Genomic DNA, 25,238 nt, shown 5'->3' with positions numbered 1-25,238 from the left:
TAGGAGCTGCCGAAGGCTGCGATCTTTTGGCGTCATTCGAATCAACGAAACCCATCGCGCAAATCACCTTCACGTGCCAGAAACCGCCCAGCCCTGCCCCCATTCGCCTGCCCGTCGCGATAACTCAACACGCCGTTGACCCAAACCCCGTCGATCCCCTGCGCCGCCCGCTGCGGATCGTTGAAATCGGCTACGTCGCGCACGGTCGCCGGATCGAACAACACCAGATCCGCCCAATGTCCTTCACGAATCTCGCCCCTTTCCTGCAAGCCAAAACGCGCCGCCGACAGGCCGGTCATCTTGTGCACGGCGGTGTGCAGGGGAAACAGGCCGACGTCGCGACTGAAATGGCCCAGTACCCGTGGGAAAGCGCCCCACAGGCGCGGATGCGGGAACGGGTCTTCGGGCAGTCCGTCAGAGCCGACCATCGAAAGCGGATGGGCGAGGATTCTTCTGACATCGGCCTCGTCCATGCCGTAGTACACCGCGCCGGCCGGTTGCAGACGTTTCGCGGTTTCTTCCAGCGACAGGTTCCATTCGCCAGCGATGTCGATCAGGTCGCGCCCGCTGACTTCCGGATGCGGCGTCGACCAGGTGATGGTGATGCGGTGGGCATCGGTGACCTGCTTCAAATCCAGCGTCGAGGAACTCGCCGCGTACGGGTAGCAATCGCAGCCGACCGGATGGGTTTTCGCTGCCTCTTCCAGCGCTGCGAGCAATTGCGGACTGCGTCCCCAATTACCCACGCCGGCGCATTTGAGGTGGGAAATGATCACCGGCGATTGCGCGTGGAGGCCGATCTGAAAGGCTTCGTTCATCGCCTCCAACACCGGGGCGAATTCGCTGCGCAAATGGGTGGTGTACACCGCGCCGAACGCCGTCAGTTCTTCGGTCAGTTGCATGACTTCATCAGTGGACGCGTTGAAGGCGCTGGCGTAGGCCAGACCTGTGGATAAACCCAACGCGCCAGCCTTCAGGCTGTCGCGCAACTGCTCACGCATGGCGGTGATTTCGTCGGGCGTCGCGGTGCGGAACAAGTCGTCGAGGTGATTGCTGCGCAGCGCCGTGTGGCCGACCAGTGCGGCGACGTTCAACGTGGGGTTGGCCGCTTCGACGGCGGCGCGGTAGTCACTGAAACGCGGATAAACGAACGCCGCTGCGCTGCCGAGCAGGTTCATCGGATCGGGTGGATTGCCCTTCAAAGTGACCGGCGAAGCGCTGATGCCGCAATTGCCGACAATCACCGTGGTCACGCCTTGGCTGAGCTTGGGCAGCATCTCGGGTTGGCGGATGACCACGGTGTCGTCGTGGGTGTGCACGTCGATGAAACCCGGTGCCAGCACCCGGCCGGCCGCATCGATTTCTTCGGCGGCGCGGGCGTCAGGCAGTTCGCCGATGCGCTCGATGCGGCCATTAAGAATCGCCACGTCTGCGCGGTAGCCCGGCGTGTTGCTGCCGTCGATGAGCAAAGCGTTGCGGATCAGGGTGTCGTACTGCATGTCAGTCTCCCAGCGGCAGGTGATCGTCGCCGCCACGGTATTCGTCGAGGGCGAGTTTGATTCGCCGCAGACGTTCTTGATTGTCTTCAGGGCTGGCCAGCGCCAGCTCGGTGGCGAGCACGTCGATGGCCAACAGCATGCCGTAGCGCGCCGCCGTCGGTTTGTAGATGAACGAGGTTTCCGCGCCTTGCAGCGGCAGCACGACGTCGGCCAGTTCGGCCAGCGGTGAATCGCCGCGAGTGATGGCGAGAATGCGTGCGCCGTAGTTGCGCGCCAGCTCCACGGTTTCCAGAAGCTCCGGGGTGATGCCGGTCAGCGAGCAGACGATCAGCACTTGCTCGGCGTTCAAACTGGCGGCGGTGACGCGCATCATCACCGCGTCATGACACACCGCAATCGGGTAGCCGAGGCGCACCAGGCGCACCTGCAATTCATCGCTGCACAGGGTCGAGCAACCGCCCATGCCGAACGCGTGAATCATTCGCGCCTGGCTGAGCAATTTCACTGCGTCGGCGAAGCGCGATTCGTCGAAACCGGCCAGATGCTGGCGCAGCGTGGTTTCGATGTCGCCGACAATCTGCCCGTAAAACGCCGACTGCTCAGGCGTGCCCGCCGGATCGAGAAACCGGCTGCCAACGCCGCTGGCCTGGGCCAGTTGCAGACGCAGATCACGCAGGTCACGGCAGCCGACCGTGCGGGCAAAACGCGACAGCGTGGCGGTGCTGACTTCGGCGCGTTGCGCGAGGTCTTCGAGGCTGGCGCTGGCGGCAAAGCCGACATCGTCGAGCATCAACCGCGCAATGCGCCCCTCGCCGGCGCTGAAGGAATCCTGGCGGGCGCGGATCTGGTAGAGGATGTCCATGGGCGGCGGGCTCCGGTTACAGCAGGTAGGAAAGGCCAACGGTCAGCGCGAAAGCGACCAGCGAAATCAGCGTCTCGAGCACGGTCCAGGTCTTGAACGTCTGCGCGACCGTCATGTTGAAGTATTCCTTGATCAACCAGAAGCCGCCGTCGTTGACGTGGGAAAAGATAACCGAGCCCGCGCCGGTCGCCAGCACTAAAAGCTCAGGATGTGAATAACCCAGACCGATGGCCACCGGCGCGACAACGCCTGATGCGGTGGTCATCGCCACCGTCGCCGAGCCAGTGGCAACGCGCATCAGCGCGGCGAACAACCAGCCCATGATCAGCGGCGACAGATGAAATTCATGGGCGAGGCCGACGATCTGATCGGTGACGCCGGCATCCACCAGAATCCGGTTCAAGCCGCCGCCCGCGCCGACCAGCAAGGTAATGCTGGCGGTGGGCGCGAGGCATTCGTTGGTGAACTTGAGGATCGATTCGCGGTTGAAACCTTGGGCAATCCCTAGCGTCCAGAAGCTCAGCAAGGTCGCCAGCAACAGCGCGATCACCGAATTGCCGATGAACAGGAGGAACTGGTTGAACGCGCTGCCGGGAGTGGAAATCAGGTTGGCCCAGCCGCCGATCAGCATCAGCACCACCGGCAGCAGAATGGTCGCCATGGTGATGGCGAAACCCGGCAGTTTGTCGCGCGGTTCACGCTCGAGAAATTGCTTTTCCAGCGGGTTGTCCGCCGGCAATTGAATGCGCGGCACGATGAATTTTGCGTACAGCGGGCCGGCGATGATTGCGGTCGGAATGCCGATCGCGATGGCGTACAGCAACGTCTGCCCGACCGACGCCTGATAGGCCTGCACCGCGAGCATCGCCGCCGGGTGCGGCGGAACCAGTGCGTGCACTACCGAGAGGCCGGCCACCATAGGCAGACCGACCATCAGAATCGACACGCCAACCCGGCGCGCGACGGTGAAAGCGATTGGCACCAGCAAGACGAAACCGACTTCAAAGAACAGCGGCAAACCGACCAGAAATGCGATGCAGACCATCGCCCAATGCGCGTTCTTCTCGCCGAACCTTTCGATCAGCGTGCGCGCCATCTGCTCGGCCCCACCAGACTCGGCCATCATCTTGCCGAGCATCGTCCCCAACGCCACCACCAGCGCAATATGCCCCAGCGTCTTGCCGACACCCGCCTCATACGCGCCGACCACAGCCGACGGCGGCATCCCGGCCACCAGCGCCAGGCCCAGGGAAATCAGAGTGATGACAATGAACGGATTGAGCCGGTAACGGGCGATCAACACGATCAGCGCAATGATGGCAACGGCGGCATAGACCAGCAGCCAATAGCCGAAGGAAGGCGTCATGCGGTACTCCTCGAAAGGGTCACGTTCGAATGGGTTGTGAAACTCATAAATCATTTCGAGATATAGATTTCAAACCGCATGAAAGTAATTTTCGTGGAGAGACAAGAGGTGTCGCTGGTGGGTATGCCGTGTCGTGATTAATGAAAATCGGAGGGCGGGATTTTCATGGCTTTCTCCCCCACAAAATCCATGTGGGAGCTGGCTTGCCAGCGATCACGGCGCCACGTTCAACATGGGTGGCGACTGATCCACCGCTATCGCTGGCAAGCCAGCTCCCACAGTTTTTTGATCGAGTTTCTCCAGGCAGAACGCCGTCGACCTGTGGGAGCGAGCCTGCTCGCGAAGGCGGCTTCGCAGTCAACATCTTCATTGCCTGACCCACCGCTATCGCTGGCAAGCCAGCTCCCACAGTTTTGATCGCATGCCTTCAGCTACATCGCAACCAACCTGTGGGAGCGAGCCTGCTCGCGAATGGCTTCACTCGGTGCGCGCTGGACTCACACCATTTCGTTACGAATCCATTCAACCACCGACGTGCGCTTCGGCGTCCAGCCCAGCAGGTCGCGGGCGTGTTTGCCGCGTACGCGGCTGTTGGAGCCGAGGCCGTAGTTGGCCATTTCATAGCCCCATTCGGCTTCGGCGTCTTGCAATGGCCAGTCTTGCGGTTTGCCCAGGTCGAGGGCTTCAGCCATGGCGGTGGTCATGTCGATGAACGAGGCTTCACCGCTCTCGACAAAGTAGAAAGTGCCCGGCACATTTCTGGTCAGCGCCAGCTGATACAGGGCGACGACATCTTCGATGTGCACGTTGGACCAGATGTTCTGCCCTGTTCCGACGTGGCGAACGACGCCGCTTTTGCGCGCCTGTTTCAGCAGTCGCGGCAGTTGCACGCTGTCGCGTTTGACGCCCAGGCTGTGACCGTAGATCAGCGTGTTGCAGATCACCGCCGAATTCACGCCATCCTTGGCCGCCGCAAGCACCCGATCGTCGATGGCCACGCGCGCCGCCTTATCGACGGTCGGTTCAGGCAAATTGTCTTCGTAATAGATGACATCACTGGATTTGCCGCCGGAGGCATCGCCGACGATGCTCGAACCGCTGGTGTGCAAAAAGACCTTGTTCGAGCCACGCAAAGCACCGAGCAACGCGTCCACTGCGCCGCGATGATCGCTGCTGGCAGCGTTGATCACCGCATCGGCAGCACGCGCCTGTTCCGCCAGCAACTGGCTGTCATCAAGAGTGCCGATCACCGCATGCATGCCCAATGCTTTCAACTCATCAGCCTGCTCCGCGCTGCGCACCAGACCCGTAACTTTATGCCCGGCCTGCACCAGGCCGGTGGCGATGGAACCGCCGATAAAACCGGCAGCGCCGGTAACGAATACGTTCATGGAGTAACTCCCTGCGTGAATAAGTAATGCAGCGAGTATCGGCCGATGAACCTCAGCGAAAAACCCGCCCTTGGCCAATTCACTCTTGCGCAGGGATCACGAATCAGCCCTTGAATTCGGCGCTGGCGTAGGCGGCGAGTTTGCTCTGGATGAAGTCGAGGAAGCACTGGATGCGCAACGCCAGTTGCGAGTTACGGTAGTACACGGCGTTGATCGGCTGACGGTAGCCGCTGTTGAATTCACCAAGCAGGACTTTCAGGCGTCCGGTGCGGATGTCGTCGATGGTCATGAAGTGCGACAGACAGGCAATGCCCTGCCCTTCCAGCGCCAGATGGCGAACGGTCTCGCCGCTGGAAGCGCTGATCGCCGGGTTGATCGGCCAGCGATCGCCGTGCACATAGCGCAGCGGCCATTGGTTAAGGCCTTCGTTGTGGGTGAAGCCGAGCAGCGTGTGTTCACTCAGGTCTGCGACCTGCCGGGGCGCACCGTGCTTCTTCAAATAGGCGGGGCTGGCGACGATCATCAACGGACTGCAACCGAGCGAACGCGCATGCAGCGTCGAATCGGCGAGGGTGCCGATGCGGATGGCGACGTCGGTGCTTTGTTCCAACAGGTCAATGATCAGGTCATTGCTGTTGAGTTCGAGTTGGATGTCCGGGTACAGCTGCCGGAATTCGTCGATGTAGGGAACGATGGCGTGGAGCATGAACGGCGAGGCGGCGTTGATGCGCAGGCGCCCGGACGGGGTTTGCTGGCGCGAGGACAGGCGCTCTTCGAGTTGATCCATCTGGTCGAGAATCAGTTTGGCCTGTTCGAAGAAATACTTGCCCTCCTCGGTCAGGTCCATGCGCCGCGTGGTGCGGTTGATCAGCGTGGTGTCGAGCTTGGCTTCAAGCTTCGACAGCGTGCGACTGACGGCCGATGGCGTCTGCCCAACCTGTTCGGCGGCGGCGGAAATCGAACCGCATTCGATCACGCAGACGAAAATCTGCAACTCATCGGATCTGGCTTTCACGGGTTCCCTCTTTGAAATCGCCAAGATCGCAGCCTTCGGCAGCTCCTACATTGGAATGCATTCCCCCTGTAGGAGCTGCCGAAGGCTGCGATCTTTTGCTGTGACCCCGATATTAGCCTGAAAGCCTCAAGCCTTGAGGCCAAACACCTCGGTCAGATGCTGCTCATAACGCGCCACATCATTGTCGATGTTCGGACGCTTCATCACGTCGACACAGAGGAAGGTCGGCAACGCGGTCATGCCAAGGAATTCGTTGGCCTTGTGGAACGGGAAGTACACCGCGTCCACGCCTTTGGCTTCGAAGAAATCCGTCGGGTCATCGAAGGCTTGTTGCGGCGCATTCCAGGTCAGCGACAGCATGTATTGCTTGCCCTGAATCAGACCGCCACTGCCGTACTTCTGCGAAGCATCGGAACGGGTGCGGCCGTCACTGGCGTAGAGGCTGCCGTGGCCTTCGGTGAACACTTCGTCGATGTACTTTTTCACCGTCCACGGCGCGCCCATCCACCAGCCCGGCATCTGATAAATGATCACGTCGGCCCAGAGGAATTTCGCCACTTCTTCGGCAATGTCGTAGCCCTCATCAATGAAAGTGGTTTTGACGTCGACACCGCCGCGATCGAGCACGCTCAGCGCCGTTTCGTGCAGGGTGGTGTTGTAGCGGCCATCGGAGTGGGCGAATTTTTTACCGCCATTGAGCAGCAGGACTTTTTTCATCGAAAAACCTCGGCGCAGCCTTTGAGGCTGGATTGAAACAGGAATTGGAATGGCGGCAGATTAACCATCGATCTCGCGCGGAAACAGCCACATCGGCGCAAAATACATTTGATCAAAACGCACGAATCAACAACCAATTGTTGCCGTAGCATTCAGCACTTTCTGTTTCGAGGAAGTTGTGATGAGTGAACGCCAGGGTTTTATCCTGCACGCCAAGACCCGCCCGGAAAAATCCGCCGAGTTCGAAGCGCTGTTTCGCGCCTATGTCGAGCCGAGTCGCGCCGAACCCGGTTGCATCGAGTACCACATGCTGCGCGACCAGCAGGACCCGACGCTGTTTATCTTCTACGAGATCTGGGCCAGCCAGGCGCATCTGGATGAGCACTCGGCGTTGCCGCACATGAAAGAGTTTTTCGCCAAACGCATGGAATACCTGGAACGCGATTTCGATATTCGCCCGATCGACATGCTCAGCGAATCGTCGGCTAGCCGCTGATCAGTAAATGGGCGCCGAGCGCGCCCAGTCCGATAAAGAACACGCGCTTGAACAGCGCCGCACTGATGCGCTGACGCAACCATTGGCCAAGCCACATGCCGAGCATCGCCGGGATCAGCGCCAGCAGCGACGCGCTCAATTCGCCACCGCCGAGTGCGCCGTGCCAGAGCAGCCCGAGCGCCAGCGCGAAGGTCGAAACGCTGAACGATAGGCCGAGGGCCTGCACCAGTTCATCGCGGCTCAGCCCCAGCGCTTGCAGATACGGCACCGCTGGAATCACGAAGACGCCGGTGCCGGAGGTGATGACGCCGGTGATCAGGCCACACAGCGGGCCGAGCCAGCGTTCATGACGCGGGTTGACGTGCAAAGTCGGCAGAAACAGTCCGCTCAATGCATACAGCAACAGTGCCGCGCCAAGTCCGCGCACCACCCAATGGCCGCCGGACATGCCGATCCAGAGGGTGCCAATGCCAGTGCCAAGGAAGATCATCAGCAGCATCGGCCAGAGGCGTTTGAGCAATCCTCGCAGATGACCGCCGAAGGCCAGTTGCCAGAGATTGGTCAGGGTAGCGGGGATGATCAACAGCGCGGCTGCCTGCGTCGGCGCCATAGCCAGACCGAGCAGGCCCATGGCGACGGTGGGCAGACCAAGGCCGATCACACCTTTGGCCGTACCGGCGAGGAGGAAGGTGGCGATGACCAGTAGGGACAAGGTCGGGCCGAGGGTTTGGTAGAAGTCGGTTAGCGTGTGCATTGGGGTAATGTGCACTGATCCGGGCTAGGGGGAAATCTGCCATATACTGAGGCAGCCTCTTCCTTTGTAAGAGGCTGACATCGGCGTTGAGGCATCTGACCTCTTCGCGAGCAGGCTCGCTCCCACACGGGATCTGCGCTGTACATAAGTCCCTGTGGGAGCGAGCCTGCTCGCGAAAGGGCCAGCCCAGCCACCGCGAAACCACAGGCAAACCCCATGCACTTCGACCTCACAGACCTGCGCCTCTACCTGCACATCCTCGACACCGGCAACATCACCGCCGGCGCCGCCCGCAGCCACTTGTCCCTCGCCGCCGCCAGCGCCCGAATCCGCGCGATGGAAGCCTCGCTGGGCGCCGAATTCCTCGAGCGCGGCCGGCGCGGCGTCACGCCAACGCCTGCCGGCAAGGCCCTCGCTCACCATGCGCGGATCCTTTTGCAACAGGCCGATCGCATGCAGCAGGATTTGGCCGATTACGCGAAAGGCGTGAAAGGCCAGGTGCGGCTGTTGTGCAACACCACGGCGATCACCGAGTACCTGCCGGAAGTGCTCGCCGATTTCCTGCGCAGCCATCCCAATCTCGACATCGATCTACAGGAACTGCCCAGCGCGCGGATTACCCATGCCTTGCGGGAAGGCGCGGCGGATCTGGGGATTGTGTCCGACGCGGTCGACACCAACGGCCTACAGACTCAGGCGTTTCGCGACGATCCGCTGGTGCTGATTCTGCCGCTCGATCACCCGTTATCTGACGCCGCCGAGGTCAGTTTCAGCGACGCGTTGCAGCACGACTTTGTCGGACTCAGCGCTGACAGCGCACTGGCGATTTATCTGGAAGAACAGGCGCTGCACAGCGGCGCGCGAATGCAGGTGCGCATTCGCGCCGATGGTTTTGATGGCGCGATGCGCATGGTCGCCCGTGGCGCCGGACTGGCCATCGTGCCCTTGGCCGCTGTCGAACGCGCGACGCTCGAACGGTTCAAGTGCATCACTCTGAATGAGCCGTGGGCGCGCCGCAGGTTATTGCTCTGCGCGAGAGACTTCGCCGCGCTGCCGGGTTATGCCAACGCGTTGTTACAAGCGCTCAGCGTTTGCGCGCGTTTCTGAGCACTCCGATGTCGACCCCAGACAACTGAGCGGCAACCGGGCGCTATAGGGTGCGACTTCAATTCTCAAGTCCACTTGACCGGAGTCCCCATGACCGCGACCGCCCCTATCACCGTTCTGCGCGACACCCACCCGCTGCCGGTACTCGACGCCTGCAAATGGGAAAAACTCGAAGGCGACCCGCACACCGTCAACCTCAACGCCTACAACAGCGAAGACGGCAGCAAGATCATGGGCACCTGGATCTGCACGCCGGGCAAGTGGCGCGTCGATTATGTGAAGTGGGAGTACTGCCATTTCCAGGAAGGCTACTGCGTGATCACCCCGGACGGCATGGCGCCGATCCACCTGCGCGCTGGCGATATCTTCGTGGTTGAGCCGGGCATGAAGGGCACGTGGGAAGTGGTCGAGACCGTGCGCAAATATTTCGTCTTCGCCTGATGCAAAAAAGCCGGGAAACCACCCGACGTGATTTCCCGGCAAATAATTTGATAGCGCCGCGATCCCCCCGTGGGAGCGAGCCTGCTCGCGAAAGCGGTCTGCCAGTCACTCCATGTTCGAGGCTGATGCCGTCTTCGCGAGCAGGCTCGCTCCCACAGGTGTTTTCACCACGGGCCTTCTATTGCGGCTTGCGATAGCTATTGATGATCGCCGAGAAATCCTTCCCACCGTCACCACGCTGGCTCATCGCCTGATACAACTGCTGCGCCACCGCACCGAGCACCACCGGCTGGTGCGCCTGCCGCGCCGCTTCCGTCGCCAGGCCGAGATCCTTGAGCATCAGTTCCGCACCGAACCCGCCGGTATACCCGCGCGAGGCTGGCGCCGTTTCGACGATCCCCGGCCACGGGTTGTACATCTCCGAACTCCAGCAACGCCCGGTCGAACTGTTGATGATCCCGGCCAGCACGCCGGTGTCGATCCCCAGCGCATCGCCCAACGCCATCGCCTCACTGACGCCGACCATCGAAATCGCCAGCAGCAGGTTGTTGCAGATCTTGGCGATCTGGCCGGTACCGACTTCACCGCAATGCACGATGTTGCGGCCCATCTGCGCCAGCACCGGTTGCAGGGTGGCGAACAGTTCCGGCGTTGCGCCGACCATGAATGTCAGCGTCCCGGCGGTCGCGCCGCCAGTGCCGCCAGAGACTGGCGCATCGGCCATGGCCACACCGTGTTTGGCGGCGGCCGATGCGACATCGCGGGCGGTCTGCGGATCAATGGTGCTGCAATCCACCGCCGGCACACCTTGGCGAATGCCGGCGAGCACGCCCTCCTCACCCAGCCAGACGCTGCGCACGTGCACAGCGGCCGGGAGCATGGTGATCACCAGTTCGGCATCCTCCGCCGCCTCCCGCGCCGAAGCGCGAATGCTGCCGCCCAGTTGTTCCAGTTCCGCCAGCACGGTTTTGTTCAGGTCGACCAGGTTCAGCGAGTGGCCGGCCTTGATCAGGTTGCGCGCCATCGGCGCGCCCATGTTGCCCAGCCCGATAAATGCGATTTTCATGATCGAATCCTCAGCGCAGGTTGATGGTGGTGTTCACGCCGTCGTTGACGCTGTCGTCGTCGAACCAGCGCGCCGTGACCGTTTTGGTCTGCGTGTAGAACTGCACCACTTGCTTGCCGTACGGGCCGAGGTCGCCGAGTTTCGAGCCGCGCGAACCGGTGAAGCTGAAGAACGGCACCGGCACCGGAATCGGGATGTTGATGCCGACCTGACCGACGTCGATTTCAGTCTGGAATTTACGCGCCGCCGCGCCGCTCTGGGTGAACAGGCCGGTGCCGTTGCCGAACGGATTGGCGTTGACCAGCGCGATCGCCTGATCGAGGGTGTCGACTTCCAGCACCACCAGCACCGGGCCGAAGATTTCCTGGGTGTAGATCTGCATGTCGGTGGTCACCCCGGAGAACAGGGTCGGGCCGACAAAGTTGCCTTGCTCGTAGCCCGGCACGCTGATGTCGCGACCGTCCAGTTCAAGCTTGGCGCCTTCCTTGATGCCGCTTTCGATCAGTTCAAGGATCCGCGCCTTGGCTTTCCTCGAAATTACGGGACCGACATCGGTGCCCGGCTCGCTCCCAGCGTTGACCTTGAGCTTCTGCGCCAGCGCTTTCAGATCCGGCAGCCACTGTTTCGCAGCGCCCACCAGCACCACCACCGAGGTGGCCATGCAGCGTTGCCCGGCGGCGCCGAAACCGGCGCCGACCAAGGCATTCAGCGCTTGCTCGCGATTGGCATCGGGCAGCACCACGGCGTGGTTTTTCGCGCCCATCATCGACTGTACGCGTTTGCCATGTTTGCCGGCCAGGTCATAAACGTGGGTGCCAACAGCGGTCGAACCGACGAACGATACGGCTTTGATGTCCTTGTGCGTGCACAGGCCATCGACCACATCCTTGCCGCCGTGAACGACGTTGAGCACGCCCGCAGGGACGCCCGCTTCGATCGCCAGCTCCACCAGCAGCATGGTCGACAGCGGATCCTGTTCCGACGGTTTGAGCACGAAGGTGTTGCCGCAGGCGATCGCCATCGGGAACATCCACAGCGGAATCATCGCCGGGAAGTTGAACGGCGTGATGCCGGCGCACACGCCGATCGGCTGGCGCAGGGTGTACGTGTCGACGCCGCCAGCGACGTTTTCGGCGAACTCGCCCATTTGCAGAGTGCCGATCGAGCACGCGTGCTCGACCACTTCCAGGCCACGGAAAATATCGCCCTCGGCGTCAGCAATGGTCTTGCCCTGCTCGGCGCTGAGGACCACGGCGATGCGTTTGGAGTGCTCGCGGATCAGTGCCTGCAATTTGAGCATGATGCGCATCCGCGCGCCGATCGGGGTCAGTTTCCAGGTCTGGAAAGCACGCTGGGCGGCGCTGACAGCGGCATCGACCTCAGCGGCGGTGGCGAACGGAACCTTGGCCAGCACTTGCTGGGTGGCCGGGTTGACGATGTCGTGCCACTCGGTGGTCTGCGACTCGACCCATTCGCCGTCGATCAGCAGTTTGACCTTTTGCAGGGTGGTGTCGTTGGGCGTAAGCGATGCGTTCATGCTGGTCTCCAGAACTTGTTTTTATCGTAGGAGCCAAGGCGAAAGGTTCGCCTTGAGATGAGGCGTGTGTCCAGAATGGTTGTCGGACGGTTTTTGGAGTATAGATGTGCAAACTTCTAATAAGAACGCACATATAAGCCCGTCCATCATGCAAAAAAACATCACCTCCCTAGGCTCGCTGAACTGGGACGATCTGAAGTTTTTCCTCGAAGTCGCCCGCACCCGCAAGGCCAGCACCGCCGCGAAACGCCTGGCTGTCGACTACACCACGGTATCGCGACGGATCAGTTCGCTGGAAGCGGCGCTCGGCACATTGCTGTTCGAAAAATCCCGCACCAGCGGCTTCGTCCTGACCACTGAAGGCCAGCGCTTGCTCGGTTATGCCGAGTCGATCGAAAGCACGCTGCACATGGCCTGCGAACAGGTTTCCGGCTCGGGCGTGGCCCTGTCAGGCCATGTGCGCATGGGCTGCACTGAAGGCTTCGGCAGTTTCTTCATCACCCCGCAGTTGAGCCACTTCGTCGACGCCTACCCGGCAATCTCGGTGGACATCCTGCCGCTGCCGCACTTCATCAGCCTGTCCAAGCGCGAGGCCGACATTGTCATTGCCCTCGAGCGGCCGGAGCACGGGCCGTACGTCTGCTGCAAACTCTGCGACTACCGCTTGCAGTTGTACGCAACCCAGGACTATCTGGACAAACACCCACCGATCCGCCGCCCGGCGGACTTGAGCAAGCATCAATTCATCAGTTATGTGGACGACCTGGCGTTCAGCTCGGAGCTGCTTTACCTGGCCAACGTGCTGCCCGGCGCCAGCGCACATTTGCGCAGCACCAGCGTGATCGCGCAATACGTCGCCGCGCAGCAGGGGCGCTCGCTGGCGATCCTGCCGTGCTTCCTCGCCGCGCAGGACCCGCAATTGCTGCCGGTGTTGCCGGAGGAAATCGACATCACCCGGCAGTTCTGGATGTACTGCCGCGAGGATTTGCGCAAGTTGAAGCGGATTACGTTGTTGTGGGATTACATTCGCGAAGTGACTGAACGCAATCAGGCATTGTTGATGGGGGAAACGCGGGAGATGCGCTTTGCCGATTAATCGGCGCTGACCACAATCGACACCCGGCGATTCTCCGTGCGCCCTGCTGCGGTGTCGTTGGAGGCTACCGGTTCGCTGCTGCCGAGGCCTTGCAGCTGGATGTTCTCCTGCTTCATGCCGACCGTGCCGAGGACGTTGGCGACGCTCTTGGCCCGGCGCAGCGACAGTTGCTGATTGTAGGTTTCCTTGCCCGACGCATCGGTGTGGCCATCGACGCGCACCCGCTCGATCCCGACGCCGAGCAGCGCCTTGCCGATGCGTTCGACGATTTCCGTGCTGGCTGCGTTCAGGCTTTCGACGTCACTGCCAAACAGCACTTTGCCCGACAGGCCGAATTCCCAGCCGTCGTCGGTCAATTCGAAACCTTGCTGTTTGAGCACGGCAACCTGCGCCGGTGTCAGGCCTTTCTGCGGGGCGGTCTGGCAACCGCTCAGAGTCAGTGCGGCGATCAACAACAATGCGGAAAACAGTCGAAAGGGAAGTGTGAACACGGGCATCAGCTCCTGGTGTGAACGGAATCGACCGGGCGCTCCGACCCGGCGGTGAATTGCGCGCCGCGCGACAGGCGCTTGGCCTGATACATCGCCGCGTCGGCTGCGTTGAGCAAGGCGCCCGGCGTGGCGCCATGATCGGGATAGACGGCGATACCGATACTGAGCGAGGTCACCACACTGGTGTCGCCGGGCAGACTGATCGGCATGTCCATACTGGCGAGGATCTTGTCAGCAATGTGCTCAGCGTCTTCGACCGTATGCAGCGGCGCCAGCAGCACGGCGAACTCGTCGCCGCCCAGCCGCGCGACCAGATCATCCTCGCGCAATTGCGCTCGCACACGGTTGGCGATCGCCACCAGCACTGCGTCGCCCGAGGCGTGGCCAAAGTTGTCGTTGATGCCTTTGAAGCGGTCGCTGTCGAGAAACAGCACGGCAACCCGCTCATCGTGTTTTTTGCCGCTGCGCAAGGCGCGGATCAAGCGGCCTTCGAAAAACGCGCGGTTGGGCAACCCGGTGAGGCTGTCGTGGGACGCTTGATGGGCGAGGGTTTCGTTTTCGTTCTGCAGATGGGTTTGCCAGGACTCGAGTTCGCCGAGCAAGGCATTGAAGTCGTTGCCCAGATTATCCAGCTCAGCGATCTGCGCCGGCGGCACGCGCCGGTCCAGCGCTCGCTCACTGCGCGCGGCGTGGGCGACCGAGGCGAGGCTGTGCAACGGGCCGATGATCGCGCGCAACTGCCGCCGCGCCAGATAAAGCGCGACCCAGGCGCTGATCGCGGTGCACAGCACAATACCGGCCAGGCCGCTGAGCAGGAAGCGCATCAGGCTGCCACCGTGACCGATGAGCAGGACACGACCGATTTCGCGGTCCTGATGCTCGATCGGCAGGCTGACCGGCTTTTCCAGAATGGCGCGGGTGATCTGCATTTCCAGCTCGGAGAACAAGCCGGTCTCGGCACGCTGCCATTGCGCGATCAATTGGCCTTGCGCGTCCAGCACCCGGGCATCTGCCACTTCCTCGGTGGAAGCAATGATTGCCAGCGCCTCGGTCGCCGCCGCCTTGTCGTTGAAAACAACGGCCGCCTCGACGGTGTAGCTGATAGAACGAGCGATCAAATGCAGGTTGTGGTCGGCATACACCCGCAGCGCCAGTACGCCCAGCAGGGTCAGCGAAACACTGGCCATCGCCACCGCCACCAGCGCGACGATCAAATGCCCACGGCCGATGACCGAGCCCAGGGTCGGGCGAGCCTTCCAGCTGAACAGTTTCATGGCGCCGCCGCTTTGCGACGGGACAACTGCAACACGCTGGGGTGAATGCGCACACCACTGCGAGCCACGGAGTCCAGATTGACCTCGAACGACACTTGTTCATCGCCAACGCGCAGGCAGAACAGACTGCCGACAGTGCATTGATCATCCGCTTCGCTGATGCTCAGCACCGGATGCCCGATCAATGATGCGAACAAGCGACTGCGTTCATCAGCAGTCAGCTTGCCGATGTACACCGCGTCGCATTCGCTGACGATGGCCGGATTGTCTGCCAGCAGCCGCCGCACAGCCACCGGCCGGCCCGTGGCTTGCGTAGTTCCTTTGACCAGGTCATCGGTATATTCGGTAGGGCCGACGATGCACAGGCGCAACTGCGCCGGTTCCACCGGCCAGCGTGCATAGCTGAGGATGCCAAGAACCACCTGCGTGACCGCTTTGGCCCGTTGCTCGGCCGGCCCGGCTTGCGCCTGTGCGATGGCGCTGCCCGTGAACAACCAGAGCAAAACGATCAGCAATGCGTGCTGGCAGGCCACCACACGCTGTGTCGCCCAGACGGCCACCTTCATGGAGGGATTCTCTTGGAGCGTAACGAAATGATGCCGCAACGATAGCACAGCGCCAGAACGCCAGCGAGGCGCCGGCCTCTGACCGGTTGGTCAGTATTCGTTGTCGGTCATTCAGCGCTTCATCCCTGAGGCACGGTGCCCTCCTCCAGTTCCAGCATCAGCCCACTCAGACGCTTGACCTTGCGCTGCACCGCTTCCTCAAACACTCCGACGCGCGGCTCGATCAAGGTGAACCAGTGCCGGGCGCGAGTGATGCCGGTGTAGATAAGCTCTTTGGTCAGTACCGGGTTCAGCGCATCAGGCAGGATCAGCGCCGTGTGCGCGAACTCCGAGCCCTGGGATTTATGCACCGTCATGGCGTACACGGTTTCGACATCATTGAGCCGACTCGGCAACACAAAGCGCACGCCGCCCTGACCATCGTTACGCGGGAAGGCCACGCGCAGAACGGTTCTGCCGATCTCTGCGCCTTCACGCTCGGGCAGTTTCAGGGCGATGCCGATGTCGCCGTTCATCAGGCCCAGACCATAGTCGTTGCGAGTCATCAGCACCGGCCGACCTTCATACCACTGCTGGTCACTCTCGATCAGACGCGCCTTGAGCAACGCAGCAGTAATGCGCTGATTCAGACCTTCAACGCCCCACGGCCCTTTGCGCACGGCGCACAACAACTGGAACGTATCGAACGCCTGCAAGACTTCCCGCGCCCAATCGGTCCAGGCCGAATGCTCAAGTGGCTGCGTCGACGGTGGACGCTGATCGCGCAGTACGCTCAGGTAATGGCGGTAACCCTGCGGGCCGTTGCCGTGACCTTCAAGCAGAAGGCGTTCGAGTTTCTGATCATGTTCGCCTTTAAGCGGCAGCGAATACACGTCGGCGTAACTGCCGGCCGCGAGCAAATGTCGCGCCTCGTTGGCCAATTGCTGGTTGACTCGGCGCGCGAGCTGACCGATGCCGCTGCCCTCGCCGAAACGGCGCGAGTGACGCAGCATCACCACTTGTTGCGCCAGCGGATGGGTGCCGTGGCGGTCTTCATGCAAACCGCTGCCCTGCAACGACTCGCCGCTGACTGATTCCAGCCATTGCCTCGTTTGCGGGCTGTACCAACCGCCCTCGGCGTCACGGCACAGATCGCCCAATACCGCACCGGCCTCGACCGAGGCCAACTGATCCTTGTCGCCCAACAGTACCAGCCGCGCATGGGCCGGCATGGCGTCGAGAAGGTTGGCCATCATTTCCAGGTCGATCATCGAAGCTTCGTCGACCACCAGCACATCCAGCGGCAAGCGGTTACGGGCATGGTGACGGAAGTGGCGGGTGCCCGGTCGACTGCCGAGCAAACGGTGCACGGTGGTCACATCGCTGGGGATCGCCGCGCGCACCGTTTCGGCGACTTGCAGCGATTGCACTTGCTGACTGATCGACTCGGTCAAGCGTGCAGCGGCCTTGCCGGTCGGTGCCGCCAGACGAATGCGCAGCGGATGGCCAGCCTCGACAGCCGGTGCCTGCAGCAACGCAAGCAAGCGCACCACCGTAGTGGTTTTGCCGGTACCCGGGCCGCCGGTGATGATGCTGAAGGCGCTTCGCGTCGCGATGGCGCAAGCGAGTTTTTGCCAATCGATGACAGCTGCAGATTCCGCGCCGCCGAACAATTCATTGAGGCGCTGCGGCAGATCATCTGGCGTCGGCTCCTGTTGCAAAAAGCGTTGGCGCAAAGCTGCATCGATGCGGCGTTCGTAGCTCCAGTAACGGCGCAGGTACAGGCGTTTCGAGGACAGCACCAACGGACGTGTCTGCGCTGTTTCACTCGCATCAGTGGCCAGAGCGACCAGCGAGCTGCTTGCCAGCACTTTGCACCAATGAGCTCCATCGAGCGTTTCGAGCAGTTGTGAGGGCAGCAGCAACACACCGCCCTGCACGTCGCCTTCGGGCGGCAATGACAGTGCAAAATCCGGCGCTTTGAGGGTTTCGAACAGGTCCAGACACACATGACCATGGCCGAGTTGATGGCTGGTCAGCGCAGCCGCGAGCAGCACCAACGGATCGGTCTCGGGCTCGAGTTCATGCAGGAAAGCGACGAAGGCCCGGTCCAGCGCGCGCAACCAGCCGCGCTCGACCCAACGGCTCAGCAACAACAGCAAATCATCGGCGCGGGTCAGCGGCGAGAGTTTCGACAGGCTGTCCGCTTCCAGTGGTGTCGGCAGCAGATCGGCGAATGTGCGGCTCATAGCAGGACTCCCTGTTCCCAGGCGGGTTCGGACTTGGGTTCGGGTTTGCCCTGGAACATCCGGTCGAGGCGTTCGATCAATTCCCGTGGCGGACGCACGAAGTACACGCCACGACTTTCGGCACGCGTACCGCGCAGAAACAGATACAGCGCCCCGCCGACATGGCGGTCGTAATCGTAATCCGCCAGCCGCGCCTTCAACTGGCGATGCAGTGCCAGCAGATACAGTACGTATTGCAGGTCATAACGGTTGTCGAGGATCGACTGCTCCATCGCCTGCACGGTGTAGGCCTGATCATCCACGCCGAGCCAGTTGGATTTGTAATCGGCGACGTAATAGCGACCCGCGTGCTCGAAGGTCAGGTCGATAAACCCCTTGAACATGCCGTTGAGTTGAACCGGTTCTGCCGCAACACGGGCGACGCCATTATGGGTGTGCTGGCGCACCTGTTCGTCGAGTTTGAGCACGTCGACCTTGTGGCTGGCGAACCAGAATTCCATCTCGACGCGGTATTGCTTCAGTTGCTCAAGAATCACCGGCGGTTGCCCGCCCGCGATCGGCAACGGCGACTTGAGCAGATGCTGCAGCCAGTCCGTCAGCGTGATGATCCAGCCTTGCCAGCCGCGCAGGTTGCAGCGCCGGGCAATCGCATCCTCCAGCGCCTCGCGGGTTACCGCAAAACCCTCAGCACCTGCCCATTCGAGCAAACCATGCAAAAACGTGCCGGGATTCGGTCCGCGAGGAAAACGATGAATATCGGCGCCACCACTGATAATTTCCCGGGGTGCGTCGGGGTCGAGGCGTTCGTCGTCAAAGAGCTTTTGCGCCTGCGGACTGTCCGGTGCTTCATCGCTGCCGACGCTCAATACGTCGCTGATACGCAACGCGCTGTAGGAAGCGATCCACCAGTTTTCACTGGCTTTGCGCTTGGGCCGTAGTGTGGCTCGTAGCACTGCTTCATTGCGCGGCGGCTGGTAATGCTCGTCAGTGGGCTGAGGCATTTCGCCGATACCGATGGCCGGGCAATCTTGCTGCAGATCCCGTAGCCAACGGTTCAATTCACTGGACTCGCCCAAAGCGGCATCGCCACCGAGCAAATAACCCAACGCCGACAGGTGCAGCACCGAGCTGTTGTTATTGCCGCGCTTGAGATCAGTGACGCCCAGCCAACAGGCATGCTGCGCGCGCGTTAATGCGACATACAGAAGACGCAAATCTTCGGCCAGACGCTCATCATCAGCCTGGGCGATCAACTCGAGGGTAGGCTTGAGGCTGATCTGCGCCTTGCCCGCAGCGTCGTGGTAATGCAGCGGCAAACGGCTGCCATCCACCGGTTTCGCCGAGCAAATGAATGGCAGGAATACCAATGGATATTCGAGGCCCTTGGATTTGTGGATGGTCACCACCTTGACCAGTTGCTCGTCGCTTTCCAGACGAAGGATCTGCTCTTCGCCGGCCTGACCGGACAGTGCCAGCAGCTCGGCCAGATGGCGGATCAACGCTTGCTCCCCGTCCAGTTCAGCGGCGGCTTGCTGCATCAGTTCCGAGAGGTGCAAAAGGTTGGTCAGCACGCGTTCACCGTCACTGCGCTGCATCAGGGTTTGCGGTAGGTGGAAGTCGTGAAGCAGGCGGCGCAACATCGGCAACACGCCCTGTTTGCGCCAAAGTTCGCGATAGCCGCGGAACTGCATGACCCGGGCTTCCCAGACCATTTCGTCCTGGTTCAGACGCTCCAGTTCGATCAGCGGCAGGTTAAGTGTGGTGCAGGCCAGCGCAGCCTTCAGCGAGCGCTCGACATCAGGCTCGGCACAAGCCTTCAGCCAGGCCAGCAGGTCATGCGCCTCTTGCGCGGCGAACACCGAATCCTTGTCCGAGAGATAAACACTGCGCACACCTCTGGCGCCGAGCTCGGAACGGACGGCTTGGGCTTCCTTACCGTCGCGAACGAGGATCGCGATGTCAGAAGGACGCAAACCTCTCAAATCATTTGCCTGAACGAAACCAGCGCTGCCGGTTTGTCCGCCATTGAGCAGCCTGGTGATTTCACTGGCGCAGGCGGCGGCCATTTGCTGGCGATAGACCGCGCCGGACAGCGGCTGCTCGCTGGGCAGTAGCCAGACATTCAGCGCCGCGACATCTTGTCCGTTTATCCGCAGCGTTTCCTTGCGTCCCTGAGACTCGACTGGCAGAAACGGCACCGGGTTCGAGCCGTCTTTCTCGCGAAACAAAAACGCGCCGCGTCCCTGTTCTCGGGACTCGGCGCGTTCGAATACATGATTGACCGCTGTGACCATGCCGTGGCTGGAGCGAAAGTTGGTCCCCAAGGTGTGCAAGCGGCCAGTGGTCGCCTGACGTGCACGCAGGTAGGTGTAGATGTCAGCACCGCGAAAGGCGTAGATCGCCTGCTTGGGGTCGCCGATCAGGAACAGGCCGGTGTCAGGGTGATTATCTTCGATGCGGTAGATGCTTTCGAAGATGCGGTATTGCACCGGATCGGTGTCCTGGAATTCATCAATCAGTGCCACCGGAAACTGCTCGCGGATCAACGTCGCCAGACGCTCGCCGCCCTCCGATTGCAACGCTGCATCCAGACGCAGCAGCATGTCGTCGAAACCCATTTCTGCGCGACGGCGCTTCTCTTCTTCAAAGCGCTCACCGACCCACTTGGCGGCGTGTTGCAGAACGGCGGCATCGGGCGTTGGTAAAGCGTCAAGGCTCGACTTGAGCCAGGACATGGCGTCCAGTCCCGGATGACTGGGGGCCTGGCCTTTCCAGGCTTCGGCCATACCATCAGGTGTTAGCCGAGTGAAGCCGGTGCCGATGTCCAGTTGTTCAAGCGCCTCGTCTTCAGCCCAGGTCTTTAGTTTCTCGAACCAGGGCTCGAAATAACGCGCCTGCATCTTGCGGCCATCGACGGTTTTGCTGGCCACGCCTTCGTGGCAGAGAGCAAGCAGTTCGTCTGCCCAGTCACGCCAAGGCGCTTTCAGTTCGACCAATGCTGCTCGCCGCTCCAGCAAACATTCTGCGATCAGTTCACCCGGCTCCTTGCCGCCATCGGTGTCACGCTCGCTGGCAAACAAGCCGCGGACCCGAGGCAGCAACGCTGCGGGGCCACCCCAATTGCTGCGCACCCAATTCAGCGCATCGCCCTGCATCGGGTAGCAGAACAGCCGCCAGTAATCGCGCAGCACCTCACCGAGCAAATCGCTGTGATCGGTTTCCAGCGATTGCGTGAACAGGCTGCCGCTATCGAACGCATGCTCGCGCAACATGCGCTGACACCAGCTGTGAATGGTCGAAACCGCGGCTTCGTCCATCCACTGCGCGGCGATATCGAGGCGGTTGGCGCAGCCGGACCATTGCAGCGGATCAAACTGATCGCGCAGTTCGGCGATCAGTCCGTCAGGAGCGGGAATCTCGTCGCGGAAGAAACGCGCCGCCTCGGCCAAGCGGGTTCGAATGCGCTCACGCAGTTCTTTGGTGGCGGCGTCGGTAAACGTCACTACGAGTATTTGCGGCGGCAGCAATTCGCGTGTGAAACCGCTTGTTTCGCCGCCATGGCCAAGAATCAGCCGCAGATAAAGCGCTGAGATGGTGAAAGTTTTGCCGGTGCCGGCGCTCGCCTCGATCAGTTGGCTGCCGCGCAACGGGAAGGCCAGAGCTAACGGTGTCTTGGTACTCATGAGCGTGCGCCTTCGCTGGACAAGGAACGCCAGGTCGCTTCGAATAATGGGCGGTACAAGGCATCGCACCAGCCAGTGAAGGTTTCGTCTGCCGATAAAGCATCGAAGTCGGGGTATTGTCGGAGCAGTGCCGGGCTTTCACGCCGCTCGCCGTCGCTGGTCTGGCCGTCACCTTCATAGGCTTTTCGCGCAGCGGCTTCGGCTTTGACCGGGTCGGATTGCGACAGCCAGGCGAACGCGGTTTTTATCGCAATCGGCAAAGGTTGGCGCATGCCGGTTTGCCAGGCGAGCAGCAAGTCACCGAGCAATCGCAGCGCTCGGTCCCGCTCCATTGGCTCAAGCAACAGTGTGTCGTCACTGGCGACCAATGCCGTCGTCAACGCATGTTCGCTGGCGCAGGCGACCAGATGGGTGACCCACGGTTTGGTCAGCCGGTGCCACTTGCGCGTTTTGATCGAGCCGATGCTGTTGGGAATGGTGGTGACTGACAGTAGTCCGCCATCGGCGCGTTGATGCAGGCTTGCGAGCCAGCCCTCCAGCCGCATACCTTGCAAGTCGAGACTGACCGGGATCGCACTGGTCAACGGCGTCGGCCATAACGTCAGCAACTGTTGATAACGCTGCAGAAGATCCGGCAGCGGTTCGATCAGTTCACGCTGCAGGCATTCGCCAAAACCGGCCATAGGCAGCAGGCCACTGTTTTGCAGGCGTAGCGCACGGGCTTGCAGCGCCTGATCGATATTGTCCGGCTGGCTGAGCGCGGCTTCCAGCAAGCTGTCGCTGAGCGTGTAGCGCTGCAGCGCGTCCAGCACGAAAGGTTCTTCATCGGCCAGCGGTGCTTGCGCGGCCTCGAAATACACCTTTAGGCGTTGAGTGAAAAAATGCCGAACCGGGTTACGCAGAAAGTCCTGGAGCAATGCCAGCGTCAGCGGTTCCTCTTGAACATATGGCGCGAGTAAGGGTGCTTCACTTTGCTGCGCTTTCTCTTGATGCAACACCTGCCACTCGCTGGCGTAGCTGAACAGTTGCTCGTCTTCGTGGAAATAGCGGGCGCTGAAAGGTTGCAGAGGATGTTCTTCGGTCAGCGCGTCCAACAGATCCTGGCTTGGGTCGATTGAACGCCAGCCGCTGGCGAGGTGATCGCGCAACTGACCGATCAGCACCGAAGCTGGTCGCTCGCTGTTGTCGCGAATGCTGCGACCGACCCAACTGATGTAGAGCTGATTACGTGCAGACAACAGCGCTTCGAGTAGCAGGTAGCGGTCATCTTCACGCCGTGAGCGGTCGCCAGGCCGGTAATCGCTGCCCATCAGGTCGAAATCCAGAGGCGGTTGGGCGCGCGGATAGTCGCCGTCGTTCATACCCAGCAGACAGACCAGTTTGAATGGAATCGCGCGCATCGGCATCAAGGTGCAGAAGTTCACCGCACCGGCCAGGAATCGTTGCGATAAACGCCCTTGATCCAGCCCGGCGAGCCAGGCTTCGCGTACGACAGTCAGCGGCAACTCGTCAGTCAGCCCCACTGCCTCGCAGGTCTCGAGCCAGGTTTCGCGAAGCTCCTCCAACTGGGTCAGCAGATAATCGTCATGCTCGTTGCTGGCCTGGAAGAACACCTGCATCAGCGCCTGCAAGCGCAGACCCCACTCTTTCGGTTGAGCCGGTTGCGTGAGTTGCTGATGAGCGATTTCCAACGCATCCAGCAGAGCAACCAATGGCCCGATCAGAGCGGCATCAAGCCCACCAATTTCATCATAAGGTTCGATACCTGCACACGCCTCAGCGCTGCCGACGGCGTAACCCAGCAGCATTCTGCGTAGACCGAAATGCCAGCTGTTCTGCTCCAGTTCCTCCGGCAGGCCGAGACCGGCACGTTGTTCAGCGCTCATGCCCCAACGCACGCCGGCGCCTTCGATCCAGCGATGCAGGGTTGGCAGGTCACGCTCTTCTACGCCAAAACGAGCGCGCAGCGCTGGGACGTCGAGCAGGTCGAGGATCTCACTGACTGGGAAACGGCTGTCCGGAAGCTTGAGCAGATGCTCGACCGCGATCAATAACGGATCGCGTCCACGCTGGCCCTGATCCGCCAAAGTGAACGGAATGAAGCGCGGGTCAAATCGATCGAGCTGACCGAAAACCGCGCGGATATGCGGCGCATAGCTGTCGATATCCGGGACCATGACGATCACATCTCGCGGGCGCAGATCCGGGTCGGCACTGAAACGCGCCAGGAGTTGATCGTGCAGGATTTCGACTTCGCGCTGAGCGCTGTGGGCGATATGAAAACGTATTGAATGGTCTTGGGCCAGGTCGACCGCAGGCCAGAGCTCACGAGTCTCGTTGAGGGGGCGCAATTCGAGGATGTCGTCCTGAAGCTGGTTAAGCATGCTGTGCGGCTGGGCTTCGCTGAACAGGTCGATGCGGCCGTCACGAAAGGCTGCGCGGTAGCTGTTGGGATCGTCGTAGCTGTCGAGCAGGTTGATATAGTCGCGACCTTGTTTACCCCATGCGGCCAGCAACGGATGTGCGTGCTGATGCAGGGTCTCGGCATCAAGTACAACTGGCATCCCGCTTTTGCGTTGTTGGCGCTTGTATTGATGTCGCAGCAGATCCTTGTCGGCGACGATATCGGCCCAGTGGTGACGACAAGGGTTGTGTACGCAAAGCAGCACCTGGCTGAAACGTGCCAAACCGGCGAGCGCTTCAAGAACTTGTGCGGGCAATGAAGAAATGCCAAAGACGATCACGCGCGGCGGCAACGCAGCCGGGGCCTCATCAAGAGTGTTGATGCGTTCCATGAAGCGTTGATGCACACCTGCGCGACTCTGCGCCATGCCTTGTTCGCCGACGTCATCCAGCAGCGCGCGCCATAACTCCGCCTGCCAGCAACTGGTCGGCGGCAGCGGTTTTACTTCACCTCTGACATTGCGCAATTGATGCCGACCTTCAGCCCAATCTTCCAGCCAATCGGCCCGATAAACCTGATATTGATCGAACAGATCAGCCAGACGCTCTGACAATTGATAGCGCTTGCGCAAATCGCTGTCGTGAGTGAGGAAGCGTTGCAGCGGTTCGAAATGTGGAAGGTCGATTACCTGTGGCAAGAGGCGCATCAGGCGCCAGGTCAACGGCGCTTTATCGAGCAGGGATTTCGCTGGAATTTCATCTCTTCCCAGCACCATGCGATAGAGCTGCCACATGAAACTGCCGGGTAATTGCACGTCAATCGCCGCAGCGATCCCGCAACCGCCAAGGTCGTCGTCTTCGGGATCCTCGGCCAATGCCAGTTTGAGCCATTGGGCGATGCCGTTGCTTTGCACTAAAGCGATTTCATTCTCCAGGGGTGCCAGTGGGTAACGCCGCATGATGCTGACCACAAGGCTGCGCAGCTCATCGAGACTATTGCTCTGAACCACCATGAATGCAGCGTTGAGGGACTGGGCGTCCGACATATGGATTCCTTGAAAGATCGCTTAAGCCGAGGCAGAACCTTAGCATTGTCGGCCGGATGTGACAGCCGGACGAGGTCTGCAAAGGCTGTAAGAACTTTCTCGCAGGCAAAACAAAACCCCAATTGCTTTCGCAATTGGGGTTTCGGAATTTAATCTTGACGATGACCTACTCTCACATGGGGAAACCCCACACTACCATC

General features: G+C 61.0%; 19 protein-coding genes. 4 read left to right on the top strand and 15 right to left on the bottom strand.

Annotated features, from left to right (window positions below; genetic code table 11):
- Positions 1-41 precede the first annotated feature (41 nt).
- The 6 genes from AC4IHP_RS15725 to mdaB form a co-directional block, all read right to left on the bottom strand.
- A complete protein-coding gene (locus tag AC4IHP_RS15725; RefSeq protein ID WP_490832121.1) occupies positions 42-1,499 on the bottom strand; it encodes an N-acyl-D-amino-acid deacylase family protein in 1,458 nt (485 codons plus the stop codon).
- Position 1,500: 1 nt separating this feature from the next.
- Positions 1,501-2,361 (bottom strand): MurR/RpiR family transcriptional regulator, encoded by an 861-nt coding sequence (locus tag AC4IHP_RS15720; protein WP_042608818.1) that lies wholly within the window; start codon positions 2,359-2,361, stop codon positions 1,501-1,503.
- Between the two features lie 16 nt (positions 2,362-2,377).
- Entirely contained in the window at positions 2,378-3,727 is a 1,350-nt protein-coding gene (locus AC4IHP_RS15715) for a GntP family permease (protein WP_490832120.1), read from the bottom strand.
- A gap of 497 nt (positions 3,728-4,224) precedes the next feature.
- Positions 4,225-5,118: an NAD-dependent epimerase/dehydratase family protein gene (locus tag AC4IHP_RS15710; RefSeq protein WP_490832119.1), complete on the bottom strand. Its 894-nt coding sequence runs from the start codon at positions 5,116-5,118 to the stop codon at positions 4,225-4,227.
- Positions 5,119-5,221: 103 nt separating this feature from the next.
- Positions 5,222-6,133, bottom strand: coding sequence for a LysR substrate-binding domain-containing protein (locus AC4IHP_RS15705; RefSeq protein ID WP_490832118.1), 912 nt, complete (start codon positions 6,131-6,133; stop codon positions 5,222-5,224).
- Positions 6,134-6,259: 126 nt separating this feature from the next.
- On the bottom strand, positions 6,260-6,850 hold the full coding sequence (mdaB, locus tag AC4IHP_RS15700) for an NADPH:quinone oxidoreductase MdaB (RefSeq protein ID WP_490832117.1): 591 nt from the start codon (positions 6,848-6,850) through the stop codon (positions 6,260-6,262).
- A gap of 181 nt (positions 6,851-7,031) precedes the next feature.
- On the opposite strand from mdaB, the gene AC4IHP_RS15695 reads away from it, so the two are divergent.
- Positions 7,032-7,346: a putative quinol monooxygenase gene (locus tag AC4IHP_RS15695; protein ID WP_490832116.1), complete on the top strand. Its 315-nt coding sequence runs from the start codon at positions 7,032-7,034 to the stop codon at positions 7,344-7,346.
- On the opposite strand, the gene AC4IHP_RS15690 is transcribed toward AC4IHP_RS15695, so the two are convergent.
- Positions 7,336-8,100: a sulfite exporter TauE/SafE family protein gene (locus tag AC4IHP_RS15690; protein WP_490832115.1), complete on the bottom strand. Its 765-nt coding sequence runs from the start codon at positions 8,098-8,100 to the stop codon at positions 7,336-7,338. The genes AC4IHP_RS15695 and AC4IHP_RS15690 overlap by 11 nt on opposite strands.
- 216 nt (positions 8,101-8,316) lie before the next feature.
- Between AC4IHP_RS15690 and AC4IHP_RS15685 the strand changes: the two genes are divergently transcribed.
- Together AC4IHP_RS15685 and AC4IHP_RS15680 are read left to right on the top strand one after the other, a co-directional pair.
- The gene (locus AC4IHP_RS15685; protein WP_490832114.1) at positions 8,317-9,207 is read left to right on the top strand and encodes a LysR family transcriptional regulator; all 891 of its coding nucleotides are present in this window, start codon (positions 8,317-8,319) and stop codon (positions 9,205-9,207) included.
- A 90-nt stretch (positions 9,208-9,297) separates the two neighbouring features.
- Positions 9,298-9,648, top strand: a complete 351-nt coding sequence (locus AC4IHP_RS15680; protein ID WP_490832113.1) for a cupin domain-containing protein — start codon at positions 9,298-9,300, stop codon at positions 9,646-9,648.
- Positions 9,649-9,826: 178 nt separating this feature from the next.
- Here the strand turns inward: AC4IHP_RS15680 and mmsB are convergent, their stop codons facing one another.
- Together mmsB and AC4IHP_RS15670 are read right to left on the bottom strand one after the other, a co-directional pair.
- The gene (gene mmsB / locus AC4IHP_RS15675; RefSeq protein WP_490832112.1) at positions 9,827-10,714 is read right to left on the bottom strand and encodes a 3-hydroxyisobutyrate dehydrogenase; all 888 of its coding nucleotides are present in this window, start codon (positions 10,712-10,714) and stop codon (positions 9,827-9,829) included.
- 10 nt (positions 10,715-10,724) lie between these two features.
- On the bottom strand, positions 10,725-12,251 hold the full coding sequence (locus AC4IHP_RS15670) for a CoA-acylating methylmalonate-semialdehyde dehydrogenase (protein WP_460123775.1): 1,527 nt from the start codon (positions 12,249-12,251) through the stop codon (positions 10,725-10,727).
- 148 nt (positions 12,252-12,399) lie between these two features.
- Between AC4IHP_RS15670 and AC4IHP_RS15665 the strand changes: the two genes are divergently transcribed.
- Positions 12,400-13,347 carry a LysR family transcriptional regulator gene (locus AC4IHP_RS15665; protein ID WP_490832111.1) on the top strand — a complete coding sequence of 316 codons (948 nt, stop codon included), beginning with the start codon at positions 12,400-12,402 and terminating at the stop codon, positions 13,345-13,347.
- Here the strand turns inward: AC4IHP_RS15665 and yfiB are convergent.
- From yfiB to recC, 6 genes are all read right to left on the bottom strand, one after another.
- Positions 13,344-13,844 (bottom strand): outer membrane lipoprotein YfiB, encoded by a 501-nt coding sequence (yfiB, locus tag AC4IHP_RS15660; protein ID WP_490832110.1) that lies wholly within the window; start codon positions 13,842-13,844, stop codon positions 13,344-13,346. The two genes, AC4IHP_RS15665 and yfiB, sit on opposite strands and share 4 nt — an antisense overlap.
- Positions 13,844-15,112, bottom strand: a complete 1,269-nt coding sequence (dgcN, locus tag AC4IHP_RS15655) for a diguanylate cyclase DgcN/YfiN (protein ID WP_460123766.1) — start codon at positions 15,110-15,112, stop codon at positions 13,844-13,846. Before dgcN ends, yfiB begins: the two co-directional genes overlap by 1 nt.
- The gene (gene yfiR, locus AC4IHP_RS15650; RefSeq protein WP_490832109.1) at positions 15,109-15,678 is read right to left on the bottom strand and encodes a regulatory sequestration protein YfiR; all 570 of its coding nucleotides are present in this window, start codon (positions 15,676-15,678) and stop codon (positions 15,109-15,111) included. Before yfiR ends, dgcN begins: the two co-directional genes overlap by 4 nt.
- Before the next feature lie 119 nt (positions 15,679-15,797).
- Entirely contained in the window at positions 15,798-17,906 is a 2,109-nt protein-coding gene (gene recD / locus AC4IHP_RS15645) for an exodeoxyribonuclease V subunit alpha (RefSeq protein ID WP_490832108.1), read from the bottom strand.
- The gene (gene recB, locus AC4IHP_RS15640; protein ID WP_490832107.1) at positions 17,903-21,589 is read right to left on the bottom strand and encodes an exodeoxyribonuclease V subunit beta; all 3,687 of its coding nucleotides are present in this window, start codon (positions 21,587-21,589) and stop codon (positions 17,903-17,905) included. The genes recD and recB overlap by 4 nt, the downstream gene beginning before the upstream one ends.
- Positions 21,586-25,038: an exodeoxyribonuclease V subunit gamma gene (gene recC / locus AC4IHP_RS15635; protein WP_460123753.1), complete on the bottom strand. Its 3,453-nt coding sequence runs from the start codon at positions 25,036-25,038 to the stop codon at positions 21,586-21,588. Before recC ends, recB begins: the two co-directional genes overlap by 4 nt.
- Between the last annotated feature and the right edge of the window lie 200 nt (positions 25,039-25,238).

It is taken from the genome of Pseudomonas sp. UF-293 (genome assembly GCF_058245595.1).
The sequence above is the reverse complement of the archived record's forward strand: the minus strand, read 5'-3'. Positions and strand labels throughout refer to the sequence as shown.

Bases quoted from the DNA above. Each gene is read 5' to 3' on its own strand.
- AC4IHP_RS15725 (WP_490832121.1), bottom strand. From the start codon at position 1,499: ATGCAGTACGACACCCTGATCCGCAACGCTTTGCTCATCGACGGCAGC.
- AC4IHP_RS15720 (WP_042608818.1), bottom strand. From the start codon at position 2,361: ATGGACATCCTCTACCAGATCCGCGCCCGCCAGGATTCCTTCAGCGCC.
- AC4IHP_RS15715 (WP_490832120.1), bottom strand. From the start codon at position 3,727: ATGACGCCTTCCTTCGGCTATTGGCTGCTGGTCTATGCCGCCGTTGCC.
- AC4IHP_RS15710 (WP_490832119.1), bottom strand. From the start codon at position 5,118: ATGAACGTATTCGTTACCGGCGCTGCCGGTTTTATCGGCGGTTCCATC.
- mdaB (WP_490832117.1), bottom strand. From the start codon at position 6,850: ATGAAAAAAGTCCTGCTGCTCAATGGCGGTAAAAAATTCGCCCACTCC.
- AC4IHP_RS15695 (WP_490832116.1), top strand. From the start codon at position 7,032: ATGAGTGAACGCCAGGGTTTTATCCTGCACGCCAAGACCCGCCCGGAA.
- AC4IHP_RS15690 (WP_490832115.1), bottom strand. From the start codon at position 8,100: ATGCACACGCTAACCGACTTCTACCAAACCCTCGGCCCGACCTTGTCC.
- AC4IHP_RS15685 (WP_490832114.1), top strand. From the start codon at position 8,317: ATGCACTTCGACCTCACAGACCTGCGCCTCTACCTGCACATCCTCGAC.
- AC4IHP_RS15680 (WP_490832113.1), top strand. From the start codon at position 9,298: ATGACCGCGACCGCCCCTATCACCGTTCTGCGCGACACCCACCCGCTG.
- mmsB (WP_490832112.1), bottom strand. From the start codon at position 10,714: ATGAAAATCGCATTTATCGGGCTGGGCAACATGGGCGCGCCGATGGCG.
- AC4IHP_RS15670 (WP_460123775.1), bottom strand. From the start codon at position 12,251: ATGAACGCATCGCTTACGCCCAACGACACCACCCTGCAAAAGGTCAAA.
- AC4IHP_RS15665 (WP_490832111.1), top strand. From the start codon at position 12,400: ATGCAAAAAAACATCACCTCCCTAGGCTCGCTGAACTGGGACGATCTG.
- yfiB (WP_490832110.1), bottom strand. From the start codon at position 13,844: ATGCCCGTGTTCACACTTCCCTTTCGACTGTTTTCCGCATTGTTGTTG.
- dgcN (WP_460123766.1), bottom strand. From the start codon at position 15,112: ATGAAACTGTTCAGCTGGAAGGCTCGCCCGACCCTGGGCTCGGTCATC.
- yfiR (WP_490832109.1), bottom strand. From the start codon at position 15,678: ATGAAGGTGGCCGTCTGGGCGACACAGCGTGTGGTGGCCTGCCAGCAC.
- recD (WP_490832108.1), bottom strand. From the start codon at position 17,906: ATGAGCCGCACATTCGCCGATCTGCTGCCGACACCACTGGAAGCGGAC.
- recB (WP_490832107.1), bottom strand. From the start codon at position 21,589: ATGAGTACCAAGACACCGTTAGCTCTGGCCTTCCCGTTGCGCGGCAGC.
- recC (WP_460123753.1), bottom strand. From the start codon at position 25,038: ATGTCGGACGCCCAGTCCCTCAACGCTGCATTCATGGTGGTTCAGAGC.